A 14504-nucleotide genomic window follows, 5' to 3' on the forward strand; every position below is an offset into this window, starting at 1 on the left:
GTCCATAATAGTATTAAATAAAACTATTAGGGATGATATCATGATGTATATCTATAATGATTATGGGGGCACACATACCACGTCTTTGGCTGCCGCATATCATTTAAAACAATTACCTCAATCGGAAAGAAAATTAACTTCGGAAGAAATATTAAATGTAAAATATTTTAATAAATTAACGAAAGAAGATTTTGGAAAGCTAATTTTTCGCGGGACCGATGAGGATGGCGACTCAGTTTATACAATTGGACATAAAAGAGACAAACTTGTTGTTCCAGCATTAAAAGAATTGACTTTACTACTAGAAGAGAAATTTCATTTTAACGAAAAAATTGTATTCTCCAATACATCACCAACTGTACCTATTGCTATGTCCATAGGGGGATATTTATCAAGAGCATTAAAAATTGATTTTATAGGTGTACCATTATTAGTTATAGGTACCAAACAATGCTGTGATAATATTTTTCGGTTGGTTGAAAATACGAAACAAATAGGGAAAGCAGCGAATGGGGAAAAAGTGATTATATTGGAAAATGAAATATATAAGTAATAATGTTTATCTCTGTTAGTAAAAGATTGCTTAGCCCATAGGAATTCGAATGTCGATATATATATTAAGTCAACAATTGATGTTGGCTTTTTTTGTTACGCTTTTGATGAATATGTGCTATAGAAGAGGTGGTGCTTGTTCATCTAACGGATGCATAGGGGATAGATTAATTAATAAGATGGTAATTGAATTGAACCGAACAATAAACCACCACCCGAAAGTGGAGGTTTATTATTGAATCGAGGAAATTACTGCTCTTGTAAGCTGGTTACAGAAACACTTTGTTTTTTATTTGGATCATCAAGGGGATGGATTGTAGCCGTTCCATTTTGTTCATCCACATGCTCAATGTAGATACTTTCCTCATTATAGGTTACAGTAACCATATTTGGTGAAGAAGCAATTTCTTCCGCTCGTTGTGCGTTCATTTTAGCCACCTCCTTTGGACTTGCAACATGTATAATATTTGTTTCTAATTACTTAGATATACCTGTTGTAATTAAAATGCTTGCAAGAATCCCTTACCTCCGTACTTAACTAACTGGTGCGTTAGCTGAGAATCGAGTTAAAAGGTTGCTTTTTTATTGAAAGTCTATAAAAGATTGTGAGGGCTTGTACTTAAACTAACTGAAGTTTAGCTGAAGTAGGATTATACCCTGCATAATCGTGCACAGAAAGTCGGATGATTAGTTTCAACTCCTGCTATTCTGTTGATATAAGGGAGGTCATTGAATGGATTTGCTCAAAAATATGAATGGTGCCATTAAATTCATTGAAGACAATCTTACGAATGAAATTGACTTTAAAGAAGTTGCAAGGCTAGCTTATTGTTCGGAATATCATTTTAAAAGGATGTTTTCCTTCCTGGCAGGTATTTCCCTATCCGAGTATATCCGCCGAAGACGACTTACGCTTGCGGCGTTTGAGCTTAAAGATAACACCATAAAGGTCATTGATATAGCGATAAAGTACGGGTACAGCTCACCGGACTCTTTTACAAGGGCGTTTCAACATTTGCATGGTATCACACCATCAGAAGCGAGAAGTAATGGCCATTCACTTAAAGCCTTTCCACCGATGTCCTTCCAATTATCCATTAAAGGAGGCAGCGAAATGAACTACCGAATTGAAGAAAAAGAGGCGTTTCGCATTATTGGAATTAAAAAAAGAGTTCCGATCATTTTTAACGGGGTTAATCCAGAGATTGCATCCATGTGGCAAAGTTTAGACGAGAAAACGATAAATGAACTTAAAGACCTTTCGAATGTCGAGCCAACAGGAATGCTTAGTGCATCTGCGAACTTTTCCGAAGGCAGGCTGGAGGAAAAAGGGGAGCTTGATCATTATATAGGCGCAGCTACAACGAAGGAATGTCCAGATAACTTAACACAGCTTGAAGTTGATGCATCTACATGGGCGGTATTCGAAGCAGTCGGACCTTTTCCTGAAACACTGCAAAATGTATGGGGACGTATTTATTCCGAATGGTTTCCATCCTCTAACTATGAACAAATCGAAGGGCCGGAAATCCTTTGGAACGAAAATAAAGATGTAACCTCACCAACATTTCGAAGTGAAATCTGGATTCCCGTTTTGAAAAAGTAAGCATAGGCGTAAGATTTATCCGAAGAGCTGTTGCGACAGCTCTTATTTATTTTTAGCTGGGGATCGTAGCTGCCTTAGGCAGCTTTTTTATTATGGAACTATCGGTGGCAGGACTAATCAAAAGAGGTCTTTTTAATATGTTCCGAGAATTAATATTAATAGATTATTGCTAGAACAGGAGGAGGAAATGAATGAAACAAAATATTTATGATAATCAGATTTTCTTTAATGAATATACGTCGTTACGTGAGAGTGGTGTTACCTATAATGATTTTGTCGAACAGCCATCAATTAAATCTACCATTTCAAACCTTAAGGGAAAATCAATATTAGATTTAGGTTGTGGAACTGGTCATTTTTCAAGTTATTGTATAGAAAACGGTGCTTCGAAAGTTTTAGGTGTAGATATTTCAAGAAATATGATTGAACAGGCGAAAAAAGATAACAATCACGAGAAAATAGATTATATGTGTATACCAATAGAAGACCTGGATCTACCGAATCAAAAATTTGACTTAATCATAAGTTCTTTGGCTATTCATTACATAGAAGATTACCCAAACCTAATTAAGAAGATTAATGGATTATTAAAAAAGAACGGTGAATTTATCTTTTCAACTGAACATCCGATAGTTACAGCTCGAAAAGAGATGGATAATTGGATTCACGATAATGAAGGGGTTAAATTACATTGGGCATTGGATAATTACCAGGAAGAAGGAAAAAGGGAACAACATTGGTATATTGACGGTGTGATTATATATCATAGAACTATTTCAACTTTAATAAATACACTTATAGATAATGGGTTTGTAGTAGAAAAGATTATTGAACCACAATCAATCCCTGCTGGATTAGAGCAAATGCCGAAATTAATTAATGAAAACCGGAGACCATCTTTTATTATTATTAAATCAAGAAATTGGGATCGGAGCTAACTTGGCAATTTAGTTGTGTAAGCTCTATAAAAAAATTTGAGGGGGCGGAATAATGAATATTGGAAACGAATATTTAAAAATTGTAATTGAAAGATTTAAAAGTGTAAAAAGTCTTGGAGATAAAACGATAAACCAATTATCTGAAGAGGAAATCTATTGGGCTTATAATGACGTGTCAAATAGTATCGCAATAATAGTAAAGCATCTGAGTGGAAATATGGTTTCAAGGTGGACTGACTTTTTAACAACAGACGGAGAGAAGGAATATAGAAATCGTGACGAAGAATTTTCAGATGATATATCTTCAAAATCAGAGCTCACAATTGTTTGGGAAAAGGGTTGGCAAACCCTGATTGATACATTAACTGGTTTAAGTGAGCAAGATTTATTAAAAAAAATATATATTCGTGGAGAAAGTCATTTGGTATTAGAGGCTATTGAGAGGCAAATGGCACATTATTCTTATCATGTGGGGCAAATAGTTTATATTGGTAAACAAGTAAAAAACAATAAATGGGAAAGCCTCAGTATACCAAAGGGAAAATCTGAAGAATATTTAAAACAAATGCTTGATAAACACCGAGAGTAGATCGATCGTTATTGAGTTAATTGGTGTGTTGCTGAAGATAGGAGCTGTCTGTAAGGCAGCTTTTTCATTATGAATAAGAAGTCGAATTTGCACGCATTATTCCTTCTAATACGATTACAATATCGCCCCAACCAAAAATGTTAGTTGATTTCGCACAATTGATAAGGTTTTGGTCACATTTACAACGACCCGGGTATGATTTGTAAGTACCAAAGCAATAATCGTGAGTACGGCAGCAGGTATCAAGAGAGTGAGCTAAATAGAGATTTGAAGAAAAAAAGAAAATTGTCGTTGATGAAGAATGTTTGGTTCAATCCTTTAAAGTTTAAACAAATTAATGGGTGCGTTAGCTGAAGTTCGGAGCTGTCTTTACCGGCACCCTAGAGCAATTGGCTCGGCTCAGCGGTACAACCGTGTAAGGCCCGCGGATACAACCGACCTTTAATTATAATTACGGATCAAATCGTTTGGTAGGATCAAATCTTTTTTTTGTTTTTATAATAATAACATAAATAGAACAGATGTTCCAGTGGTTGTGTGTAAATATATTACATTTTTTTAAACCAGCTCTGTTAAAGGGTATGTTGATTTTCTTGTAGAACTAACGGGGCAGTTTAGCTCAACAAGAAAATGTTAAAATAGGGAGTTGAAAGGTGGTGATGGTGAGTGAATGTATTCCCGGATGAAGACGATCTTCTTTCGTTGTTTGAGTGTGAACCTACATTATTTGATACCACTGAGAAAGGTTTACCATTTTATTATAATAAAGCAACATATCAATTTTCTAATGGAGAGGAAGACTTTATTGTTACACTATCTCCATCTTACGGTGAAGTAAAAATACAAGTAACTCAACCGACTTCAAATAAATTGTTATCACTTTTGGATTTAAAACGAGTTGACAAATTTGAGATTACAGCAGACAAAAGGGAACTTTCAAGTGTACTTTTAACGGTTCTGAATGAGGATTCCCAACAAACAATAGAAATTGATTTTAGGCCAAAATATAAACTGATTTTTAGGGAACATTATACACGGTAAAACTCAGTCTTGTTCACTAACGGATGCTTTACTTCATTACCAGGAGCTGATCAGCGGCTCCTCTTATGCAACGAACAAGCTTCATGCAGGTCTAAATTGTAACGGATGCCTCTGTTTTTATTCTGTTAAAGGTTTTATTAAAGTTGAATAGAATTAATGATTTGGATAAATAAACAAAATTGAGGTGTTATCTTGCAGATACTATTAATTCGACATGGTGAGTCAGAAGACGATTTTTTAGAAGAAAATTATGAAGGATCTACAGATTTACCGCTGACTATTAAGGGCGTGGAACAAGTAGAAAAAATGTGTCGTCGTGTTTCAGAAGAGTTTCCACCGGAATTCATATGGTCAAGTACCTTGATTCGTGCCAGTAAAACTGCCGAAACTTTATCCAATACTATCAGATGTCCAGTAACATTCTTGGATGAGTTACGAGAGATGCAAGATAGGGAGAGTGAATCTGATTTTAGATTACGAGCTCAAAATGTACTTTCCCATCTTAGAGAAAACAGTGCAAACTATAAAAGGATTGCGGTTGTGTCCCACGGGGGTATGATTACAAAACTGATTGAAAGTTTTCTTCAATTGCCACACGAAATTGATGATGTGTGGTTCAATTCCAATAATACTGGCATTCATCTTCTTGAGTATACCGAACATCCATATAAACTTATTAGATTTTTAAACAGTACCACTCATTTGAATTAACGTTTGTATGCACTATATAACAAAGGAAGCCCAATTTCTCGTTTGTAACACTGAGAAATTGGGCTTTTATTAGGGTCATCTTCCACTTATTCTTTTATCACGAACTAAGCTTTATAACTGAATCTATAATTTTGTCCCAATCTTCACTATGAATCTCATGCCCTGATCCATCAAGAGTCACTAATTCTGCATGAGGGATGGCTTTCGCAAGTGCAAGCCCGTGCTCGTATGACAGGGCTGGATCTTCTGTGCCATGAATAATGACGACAGGTACGCTGATCTCACCCATTTTATCGTAATACATGTCCCCGCCTTGCAGCATGGCATGATTAAATCTGCTCGGTAGCTGTTTGGCGCGATTAAACTCTCTTTCCGCCAGCTTACTCATTCTTTTCTGCTCATAAGGTTTGGAACCGGCTAATGTTTTCCATCCTTCCGCAAGGTAAGGGATGACCGCCTCCCGATTTGACCAATCGATGGAAGCACTCTTCGCATGATGATCCAATATTGTCTGGTCCATTGGAGGCAGTTTTTCCATCACAGTCCCGAACACACTTGATGCAATTAGCGTAAGAGTAAATACGCGTTCCGGATATCTTAAGGCAAGAATCTGACCGATCATACCGCCTAGGGACATTCCGACGATATGAGCTTGCTTTATGGAATAAGCGTCCAGGACACCCACGGCATCGTCAGCCATGTCCGTTATGGTATAGTTGGAAGTACCGGGTTCATAAACGGCTGATCGTCCCAAATCCCGATGATCGTACCGAATGACAAACCTCCCCTGACCAGCGAGTCGGAGACAGAAATCCTCATCCCACCAGTCTAATGAAGACATGGCTCCCATGATCAAAAGCACAGCAGGGTCCTTAGGGTTTCCAAAGCTTTCCGTACATATATCGACTTTATTTATTTTCAGTATCTGTTCACTCATGTTTTTTACCTCCGTATTAAATATTATCTAATTGCGCAGATCAATAAATTCTTTCCGGAGCATGATTGGCCTGCCCCTTTAATTATCGCAGTCTAACCCACTTAATAATCATGACGAGGCCTCCTTTTATTTTTGTAAAAAGGGGAGGTATCCCTATATTACTGTAACATGGGGAAATCCTTTCTTCCACCAAAATTTTCCACATTATTTCCTCAGGAAAAGACTGCCCTGTTATTCCATGAATACAGAAAAGCCCGAATAAAAGAGCACCTTTTTGGTGCCGTTCATTCGGGCTTTTGTTCTTTTGCAAGATGTATTTTATTGTGCTGTATACCCGCCATCTAACACAACTGCTTGGCCGGTGATGCCTCTTGCTTTATCGCTTGCAAGGAAAATGGCGTAGTCGGCAATTTCGCTTACGTCGAGCAAGCGGTTTTGTGGGACGAGCGGATAGATGACTTCTTCCAAAACGCTTTCCAGCGGTACTTGCCTTGTTTTTGCCAGGTCCTCCAGTTGACCGCGGACGAGAGGTGTGTCCACGTATCCTGGGCAAAGGGCATTTACGGTTATGCCTGAAGAGGCGCTTTCCAAGGCGGCTACTTTCGTTAATCCGATTACACCGTGTTTTGCACTATTGTAAGCTGCTTTGTTGGCGAATCCAATTAGCCCGTTAATGGAAGAGATGTTGATGATTCTGCCGAAGCCTTGTTCTTTCATGATGGGCAAAACGTTCTTGATCGCGATGAATGGAGCGGTCAGCATGATTTTGATCATCAGTTCGAATTTTTCAGTTGGAAACTCTTCGATTGGTGCAACATGTTGAAGGCCGGCGTTATTAATGAAAATATCAATTCGTCCATATTTGTCTTTAGCTTGTTTGATTAGTTGGATAATATCTTCTTCACTTGTTACGTCTGCTTTTAAGCCGATAACATCCAAGCCTTTGTTCCTTAGGTCCAAGGCAGCTTTTTCAACAGTGTTTTGATCAAGGTCGGACAAAACGACCTTTGCGCCATTTTCAGCAAATATCTTTCCAATCTCAAAGCCAATTCCTCTGGCAGATCCGGTAATTATCGCCACTTTATCTTTAACCATATTACATTCCTCCAATAAAAATGTAATGATCCAGGTCTGTCATTTTAAGTTGGTGAACAGGGATATTTAACTAGGGAAGGGAATATAAAGGGAAGGTTATGAAAATATGGTATAGGTTATTGAGTAAGAGTCTATCATGATTTTCAAAATAACAAAAGAATTTTTGTTTACCCATTTTGCTGGCACAGATATTGCATACATAAAAAGGTGAGTAAAGGCAGGTAATTTAAACGGATAAGAAAGGAGAATCTGGATGATTAAAAAAATAGCCATTATCGGTTCAGGTGTAATGGGGAGTGGAATCGCTCAATCATTTGCAGTTGGCGGGTATTCCGTCACCATCAACGATATAAAGGAAGAGTATCTATCATATGCCCAAAATCGAATCTCTGAGAATCTAGCATTGCTCATTGAGGAAGGGGTTTTGACTGATCGGGAAAAGCAAGGTGCCTTAGCTAATATTACATATAGTGTAGATTTGGAAGGGGCTATAAGGGATGCTGATTTTATCATTGAGGCCATTCCGGAAGTCATCGGGTTGAAGTTGGATCTTTATCAGCAATTGGAGAAGATAATCAAACCGGATGCAATTGTAGCTTCAAATACATCGACCTTTCCGATTTCCCAATTGATGGAGGAGGCCTCGTTTGCGGACCGAATGGTAATCACGCATTTCTTTAATCCTGGCCATTTGGTTCCTTTGGTTGAAGTTGTTCAGCATAACGATACAAAGCCGGAAGTCGTCAAGACAACACTTGATTTGATGCGTAAAATCGGTAAGTCTCCGATTCTCTTGAAAAAAGAAATAGCAGGATTCATTGCTAACCGTTTGCAGACTGCCTTGATGCGGGAAGCCTTTTATCTATTAAAAGAGGGCGTTGCCAATGCTGAGGATATTGATACAGCGATAACGGCAGGACCAGGTTTTCGATGGGCATTTACAGGGCCAATCGAGATTGCCGATTTTGGCGGACTGGATACATGGCAGCGTGTTTTTGATAATGTTTCACCAGTGTTGGATCAGAGTAAGGAAGCCCCTGTTTTGATTCGTGATTTGGTCGAAAAGGGGAAGCTTGGGGCGAAGTCGGGTGAAGGGATTTTCACATATGAGGAATCTACCGTTTCTCAGAAAATCAATGAGAGGGACCGTAATTTTATTAAACTAGGTAAATTAAAAATGGAGAAGGAGGAAGTATTATGAGAGAAGTAGTGATTGTAGGGGCAGCAAGAACACCAGTAGGTGCGTTTGGAGGCAGTCTTGCCAATGTTTCAGCGGTTGACTTGGGAGTTGTGGCAGCAAAGGAAGCGATTAAGCGGGCAAATATCTCGGCTGATATGATCGATGAGGTATTGATCGGGAATATTCTATCTGCTGGATTAGGGCAAAATGTGGCACGTCAGGTTGCGATTCATGCAGGGATTCCGGAAACAACGCCGGCTATGGCCGTTAATAAACTTTGCGGGTCTGGCCTCCGTACGGTAATAATGGGGGCGCAATTCATTGCCCTTGGTGATGCCGATGTGATTCTTGCTGGGGGGATTGAAAGCATGAGCAATGCCCCGTATTTACTTCCAAATTATCGTTTTGGACAGAAAATGGGTAATGCCGAAGCAGTGGATTCAATGACCTATGATGCCTTAACGGATGTTTTCAATCAGTATCATATGGGCGTGACTGCGGAGAATATTGCGGAGCAGTGGGACATCAGCCGGGAAAAGCAGGATGAATTTGCTTTAGATAGCCAATTGAAGACTGAAAAGGCGCAGCTAGAAGGAAGATTTGCAGATGAAATCGTACCTGTTGAATATAAACGCAGAGGAAAGACGATCTTGGTAGACCAAGATGAGCACCCACGTCATGGGCTGACGATAGACCAGCTAACGAAGCTGCGTCCTGCTTTTAAGGAAAATGGAACGGTTACGGCTGGAAATGCATCCGGAATCAATGATGGTGGGGCGATGTTGGTCCTGATGTCCAAAGAAAAAGCGGACGAGCTGGGACTGGAAACGTTAGCGACAATTAAGTCATATGGAAACGCTGCGCTTGATCCGAAAATCATGGGATACGGCCCAGTGCCTGCGACAAAAAAAGCTTTGGCAAAAGCGGGATTATCAATAGATGATATTGATTTGATGGAAGTGAATGAAGCCTTTGCGGCCCAGTCACTTGCCGTGCTGAAGGACCTTGAATTGAATCCGGAAAAAGTGAATGTAAATGGCGGGGCAATTGCTCTGGGCCACCCGGTAGGTGCATCTGGTGCCCGCATCTTAGTGACATTGTTGTATGAAATGAAGCGCAGAGATGCAAAAACCGGCCTTGCCACTCTATGTATCGGGGGAGGACAGGGAACTGCGCTGATTGTGGAACGTTGATGCATTGGCCTCAATTTCCTATGATATAATGGGGGAAACTTCAGACCGGTTAAGGAGAATGGGAATGGCCAGCGATAATAAAACTGTTCAATTGGAATTGGTGAAAGCGATATTGGAAGAATTACCTTTTGGGGTTTTGGTAACGAAAAACGAAAAAGAAATCGTTTTATGCAATAGCGTAATATCTGAGGCTTTTGCCGAGAATCAATTTGACCTGCAAGTAAATTTAATTATCGAAAAAAACCTTATACCAGACGTAAATACCCCTATTCGTTTGAACGGTAATAATGGGATTGTCAGAAAAGCAATCGTTCAAATGGTTGATGAGGAATATCAGGTTTATCTCCTATTGTTTACAAATAATAAAAGTGATTTCCTTAATATCGATAATCATGAAGAAATTCTGTTTAAGGATATCATCGAATTTGCCTATGATGGTTTGGTGATGGTCGATACGGAAGGGTATGTCCAAATGCTGAGCCACGCTTATGCGGATTTTCTTGGAGTCGATCAGGAAAGCTCTATTGGGAGACATGTAACGGATGTCATTGAAAATACCCGTATGCATGTGGTCGCCAAAACTGGAAAGCAAGAGGTCGCTGAATTACAGAAGATTAAAGATAATTATATAATTGCGACCCGCTCCCCGATACGGAAACAAGGTAAATTAATGGGAGCGGTCGGGAAGATTCTTTTTAAGAATGTCGGGCAGTTCACTGCTCTTTCCAAGCGGATAAACTCACTTGAAGTAGAGCTGAAAAAGTACAAAGGCGATTTTCGCGAGAGAAATAAGGCCTCCTATACGTTTGATCATTTGATGGGAAGAAGTCCAGAATTCATGGAAGTAAAAGGTCAAGCAAAAATTGCTGCTAAAAGCGACTCAAATGTGTTGATTTTGGGTGAAAGCGGAACGGGTAAGGAACTGTTTGCGCATTCAATTCATAATGCCAGCAGACGGGCCATGGGTGTGTTTGTCAAAGTGAACTGTGCCGCCATCCCAGCAGAGCTGCTGGAGTCAGAGCTTTTTGGCTATGAAGAGGGTTCTTTCACTGGTGCAAAAAAAGGCGGAAAAGCAGGTAAGTTCGAAGCGGCTGAAGGCGGGACGATTTTTCTGGATGAAATCGGTGAGCTGCCACTGCATATGCAGGTGAAATTGCTCCGTGTTTTACAAGAAAAAGAAATTGAACGGGTCGGCTCGACGGGAAGCATTCCCATTGATGTACGGGTAATCGCTGCAACAAACCGTAATCTGGAGGAAATGGTCTCGAAAGGGGAATTCCGACTTGATATGTATTACCGGTTAAAGGTCATGCAAATCCACGTACCTTCCTTAATGGAGCGACCGGAGGACATTGAAATACTGGTAAATCATTTTGTTGAAAAGTATCAGAACCTCATGAAAAAACGTGTACAGGGCATGAGTGATCAAGCATTACGGCTCCTTCGCCTTTATAAATGGCCGGGTAATATTCGTGAGTTGGAAAATATCATTGAACGTGCATTGAATATCGTCGATGAAGAGGAAATGATACGTTCCAAGCATCTCCCTAAAGAAATAACGGGACATAAAGAACCAGTATCTATCCGCACTTTGGCAGAAGTAATGGATGAAACTGAACGGTTTGCAATCGTTTCATGTTTGGAAATGACTTCTGGTAATAAATCAGAAACGGCAAAGAGACTCGGAGTGAGCCGAACAACACTGTATGAAAAAATGAATAAATATGGTTTATGACTGTAGAAAAGAACCCTTTTGCAAAGGGTTCTTTCTGAATTTTAAAACAATATTGATTGGAACGGGTGTGCGAAACTCCTGCTTAGAAAAGCGCGTCCAAGGGAGATCCCGCAGGCGCAAAGGCGTCGAGGGCGGACCGCCCGCGGAAAGCGAGTGCCTGGAGTTGAACGCAACGGTCAATTTATACAAATCCTCAAAAAATCATTATTATGGAGTTTGTCTACATTCTGAAGTGCCCTTTAGCCAAAGGGTACTTTTTTAATACTTTAAGAATAGATACACATTTGTGCATGTTTTACACCGTAAATCTTTGGGTGTGTTAAGAAATCCGTACACAAAACAAGAGGGAATTTGAATGTTGTAAGAAAAGGTTTACACTTTTTTGGGGTTTATGACTTTTGTGTATTGAAACCTTGACAGTTTTAAGAGGTTTCAGCTTTTACAATTTATAAAAAGGGAGATAAAATCTTTGAAAAGGCTTTAAAAGTTGATGTTTTTTTAAGTTAGGATAAGTTGGCACAAGAATTGCATAAATACTTTAGTGAATGGCCTATCTGTCATTTTATATGGTGTTTCCACGTAAAATGAAAAGGGATTTTTAATTCAACAGTTTGTTGAAAGCGTTCTCATAAATGAGAAGCACTTAGTAAGATCATTCAGCTTGACTTGGGGAAGGCAGGTTTGGATGGTGAAAGCGGAAAAATTAAAAATATGGAATTTAGGGAGATTAATGTTTCTACTTAAAGGCTTCCGAAATAATTTGGGGGCAAGGGGAGAAAAGAAAAGGGGGAATTAAATTGGTGATTCAAATCTTAGCCATTGCAGTGGCTTTAGGACTTTTAATCTTTTTAGCCTATCGGGGCTATCCGGTCATTATCATAGCGCCGATTGTTACGTTATTGGCGGTCATTTTATCTGGCGGGCATTTGCTGCCGAGTTATACAGAAACATATATGACGTTTGCTGCTAACTATGTAAAAGCATTTTTCCCGATATTTTTATTAGGGGCCGTATTTGGAAAGGTCATGGAGATGAGCGGTGCAGCAGCATCCATTGCCAAGACCATCGTAAAATCACTAGGTTCAAAGCAGGCTATTCTTGCTGTAGTGCTGGCTTGTTCGGCGCTGACATATGGCGGGGTTTCGCTGTTTGTAGTGGCATTCGCCGTTTATCCATTTGCAGCTGCAATTTTTAAAGAAGCAGACATTCCAAAGCGATTATTGCCAGGAACGATAGCATTAGGCGCATTCACTTATACGATGGATGCCCTTCCTGGAACACCACAGATTCAAAATATCATTCCCACGAACTATTTCGGAACAGATACTTATGCAGCTCCATTAATGGGGATTATTGGCGCGATCATGGTATTCACTGGCGGAATGATCTGGTTAGAACGTCGCCGTAAACAAGCGGTGGCAAATGGTGAAGGCTACGGGGAAGGACATATTAATGAACCGGAAAGTGCCGAAGAGCAAAACCTGCCTAACTTTTGGCTGTCCATCGTACCGCTCGTCCTTGTAGTAGTGTTTAATTTTGCTTTCAGTCGCAGTGCCATTTCGGTTAAGCACTGGTATGATGCATCGATGTTGAAGGAATCCTTCAATATTGCCGATGTAAGCACAGTCACTTCATCCTGGTCTTTGATTGTTGCACTGACAATCGGTATTATTGCAGCGATGCTTCTGAATGTTGGGCGTATAAAGGTCAAATTGGCAAGTGGATTAACAGCTGCTGCAATGGGATCTTTGCTTGCAATATTCAATACCGCGTCTGAAGTTGGTTTTGGTAATGTCGTGAAGACGCTTCCTGGATTCTCGGTGATTCAAAACTGGGTGTTCAATGCAAGCGGTAATCCACTCGTATCGGAGGCTATTGCCGTCAATGTACTGGCAGGGATTACAGGATCTGCATCTGGTGGACTTTCGATTGCGTTAGAAGTAATGGGCGGTCACTATTTACAGGTGGCTCAAAGTGTTGGAATCAGCCCGGAAATGCTGCATCGAATTGCATCCATGGCATCTGGCGGAATGGATACGCTTCCACATAACGGTGCCGTTATTACTTTACTTGCTATTACAGGACTGACACATCGTCAATCCTACAAGGATATCTTTGCGATCACGATTTTGAAAACAGTGACTGTGTTCATCCTTGCTTTTGCAACTTCCCTATTTATTTAATAGAATAGTATTAGGAATGGAGATGATGGAAAATGAGTAAATTATTAACATCTTTTGAAAGCGCTATTCAACAAATCGAGGATGGAGCAACGATTATCGTTGGCGGGTTCGGATTAAGCGGAATTCCAGAAAATCTGATTTTTGCTTTGCGTGATAAAGGTGTAAAGGATTTGACTATTGTCAGCAACAATTGTGGAGTCGATGATTGGGGTCTAGGTCTTTTGCTGGAAAATAGACAAATCAAAAAAATGATTGCTTCTTATGTAGGGGAAAATAAATTATTTGAGCAGCAATTTTTAAGTGGAGAGCTGGAGGTCGAGCTAGTTCCCCAAGGAACGCTTGCTGAGCGTCTAAGAGCGGGTGGAGCAGGAATCCCTGCCTTCTATACAGCTACTGGAGTAGGAACGGAAGTCGCCAAAGGTAAAGAACATAAAGAGTTTGATGGTCGCACATACATTATGGAAAAAGGAATAGTCGGAGATTTTTCCTTTGTGAAAGCTTGGAAAGCAGATCATTTCGGTAATCTCGTCTATCGGAAAACGGCAAGAAACTTTAACCCTGTCGTTGCTACCGCGGGGAAAGTCACGATTGTTGAAGTGGAGGAGCTTGTGAACACAGGAGAGCTCGATCCGGATGAAATTCATACTTCAGGGGTTTATGTACAAAAAGTACTTGTAGGAAACCGTTATGAAAAACGAATTGAAAAACTTACAACTGCTAACTCATAAAAAGGAGGAGTATTCG

14 protein-coding genes are annotated in these 14504 nt (G+C 39.9%); 11 read left to right on the plus strand and 3 right to left on the minus strand.

What is annotated here, in order from left to right:
- The first annotated feature begins 40 nt into the window (after positions 1-40).
- Complete coding sequence (locus QUF94_RS06305) at positions 41-553, plus strand: DUF3189 family protein (RefSeq protein WP_289315097.1); 513 nt, start codon at positions 41-43, stop codon at positions 551-553.
- A gap of 248 nt (positions 554-801) precedes the next feature.
- On the opposite strand, the gene QUF94_RS06310 is transcribed toward QUF94_RS06305, so the two are convergent.
- Positions 802-981, minus strand: coding sequence for a small acid-soluble spore protein H (locus QUF94_RS06310; protein ID WP_054399815.1), 180 nt, complete (start codon positions 979-981; stop codon positions 802-804).
- A gap of 304 nt (positions 982-1285) precedes the next feature.
- Here QUF94_RS06310 and QUF94_RS06315 point away from each other — a divergent pair, with 304 nt between their 5' ends.
- The 5 genes from QUF94_RS06315 (at position 1286) to QUF94_RS06335 (ending at position 5437) form a co-directional block, all read left to right on the plus strand.
- On the plus strand, positions 1286-2158 hold the full coding sequence (locus QUF94_RS06315; RefSeq protein WP_289315098.1) for an AraC family transcriptional regulator: 873 nt from the start codon (positions 1286-1288) through the stop codon (positions 2156-2158).
- Positions 2159-2349: 191 nt separating this feature from the next.
- Complete coding sequence (locus tag QUF94_RS06320) at positions 2350-3096, plus strand: class I SAM-dependent methyltransferase (protein WP_289315099.1); 747 nt, start codon at positions 2350-2352, stop codon at positions 3094-3096.
- 52 nt (positions 3097-3148) lie between these two features.
- Positions 3149-3685 (plus strand): DUF1572 domain-containing protein, encoded by a 537-nt coding sequence (locus QUF94_RS06325; RefSeq protein WP_289315100.1) that lies wholly within the window; start codon positions 3149-3151, stop codon positions 3683-3685.
- A 666-nt stretch (positions 3686-4351) separates the two neighbouring features.
- Entirely contained in the window at positions 4352-4726 is a 375-nt protein-coding gene (locus tag QUF94_RS06330) for a hypothetical protein (protein ID WP_289315101.1), read from the plus strand.
- A 192-nt stretch (positions 4727-4918) separates the two neighbouring features.
- Complete coding sequence (locus QUF94_RS06335) at positions 4919-5437, plus strand: histidine phosphatase family protein (protein ID WP_289315102.1); 519 nt, start codon at positions 4919-4921, stop codon at positions 5435-5437.
- Positions 5438-5534: 97 nt separating this feature from the next.
- Here QUF94_RS06335 and mleCBF read toward each other — a convergent pair whose 3' ends face one another.
- A complete protein-coding gene (gene mleCBF / locus QUF94_RS06340) occupies positions 5535-6374 on the minus strand; it encodes a CBF family alpha/beta fold macrolide esterase (RefSeq protein WP_289315103.1) in 840 nt (279 codons plus the stop codon).
- A 318-nt stretch (positions 6375-6692) separates the two neighbouring features.
- Positions 6693-7469, minus strand: coding sequence for a 3-hydroxybutyrate dehydrogenase (locus QUF94_RS06345; protein WP_289315104.1), 777 nt, complete (start codon positions 7467-7469; stop codon positions 6693-6695).
- Positions 7470-7722: 253 nt separating this feature from the next.
- Here QUF94_RS06345 and QUF94_RS06350 point away from each other — a divergent pair, with 253 nt between their 5' ends.
- The 5 genes from QUF94_RS06350 to QUF94_RS06370 all read left to right on the plus strand — a co-directional run bounded on the left by QUF94_RS06350 (position 7723) and on the right by QUF94_RS06370 (position 14488).
- Positions 7723-8670 (plus strand): 3-hydroxyacyl-CoA dehydrogenase family protein, encoded by a 948-nt coding sequence (locus QUF94_RS06350; protein ID WP_289315105.1) that lies wholly within the window; start codon positions 7723-7725, stop codon positions 8668-8670.
- Positions 8667-9842 carry an acetyl-CoA C-acetyltransferase gene (locus QUF94_RS06355; protein ID WP_289315106.1) on the plus strand — a complete coding sequence of 392 codons (1176 nt, stop codon included), beginning with the start codon at positions 8667-8669 and terminating at the stop codon, positions 9840-9842. Before QUF94_RS06350 ends, QUF94_RS06355 begins: the two co-directional genes overlap by 4 nt.
- 64 nt (positions 9843-9906) lie before the next feature.
- Positions 9907-11577, plus strand: a complete 1671-nt coding sequence (locus QUF94_RS06360) for a sigma-54 interaction domain-containing protein (RefSeq protein ID WP_289315107.1) — start codon at positions 9907-9909, stop codon at positions 11575-11577.
- A gap of 797 nt (positions 11578-12374) precedes the next feature.
- On the plus strand, positions 12375-13760 hold the full coding sequence (locus QUF94_RS06365) for a GntP family permease (RefSeq protein ID WP_289315108.1): 1386 nt from the start codon (positions 12375-12377) through the stop codon (positions 13758-13760).
- A gap of 32 nt (positions 13761-13792) precedes the next feature.
- Positions 13793-14488 (plus strand): CoA transferase subunit A, encoded by a 696-nt coding sequence (locus QUF94_RS06370; protein WP_289315109.1) that lies wholly within the window; start codon positions 13793-13795, stop codon positions 14486-14488.
- Positions 14489-14504 lie beyond the last annotated feature (16 nt).

This window comes from Peribacillus sp. NJ4, assembly GCF_030348345.1.
GTDB lineage: Bacteria > Bacillota > Bacilli > Bacillales > DSM-1321 > Peribacillus.

Bases quoted from the DNA above. Each gene is read 5' to 3' on its own strand.
- QUF94_RS06305 (WP_289315097.1), top strand. From the start codon at position 41: ATGATGTATATCTATAATGATTATGGGGGCACACATACCACGTCTTTG.
- QUF94_RS06310 (WP_054399815.1), bottom strand. From the start codon at position 981: ATGAACGCACAACGAGCGGAAGAAATTGCTTCTTCACCAAATATGGTT.
- QUF94_RS06315 (WP_289315098.1), top strand. From the start codon at position 1,286: ATGGATTTGCTCAAAAATATGAATGGTGCCATTAAATTCATTGAAGAC.
- QUF94_RS06320 (WP_289315099.1), top strand. From the start codon at position 2,350: ATGAAACAAAATATTTATGATAATCAGATTTTCTTTAATGAATATACG.
- QUF94_RS06325 (WP_289315100.1), top strand. From the start codon at position 3,149: ATGAATATTGGAAACGAATATTTAAAAATTGTAATTGAAAGATTTAAA.
- mleCBF (WP_289315103.1), bottom strand. From the start codon at position 6,374: ATGAGTGAACAGATACTGAAAATAAATAAAGTCGATATATGTACGGAA.
- QUF94_RS06345 (WP_289315104.1), bottom strand. From the start codon at position 7,469: ATGGTTAAAGATAAAGTGGCGATAATTACCGGATCTGCCAGAGGAATT.
- QUF94_RS06350 (WP_289315105.1), top strand. From the start codon at position 7,723: ATGATTAAAAAAATAGCCATTATCGGTTCAGGTGTAATGGGGAGTGGA.
- QUF94_RS06355 (WP_289315106.1), top strand. From the start codon at position 8,667: ATGAGAGAAGTAGTGATTGTAGGGGCAGCAAGAACACCAGTAGGTGCG.
- QUF94_RS06360 (WP_289315107.1), top strand. From the start codon at position 9,907: ATGGCCAGCGATAATAAAACTGTTCAATTGGAATTGGTGAAAGCGATA.
- QUF94_RS06370 (WP_289315109.1), top strand. From the start codon at position 13,793: ATGAGTAAATTATTAACATCTTTTGAAAGCGCTATTCAACAAATCGAG.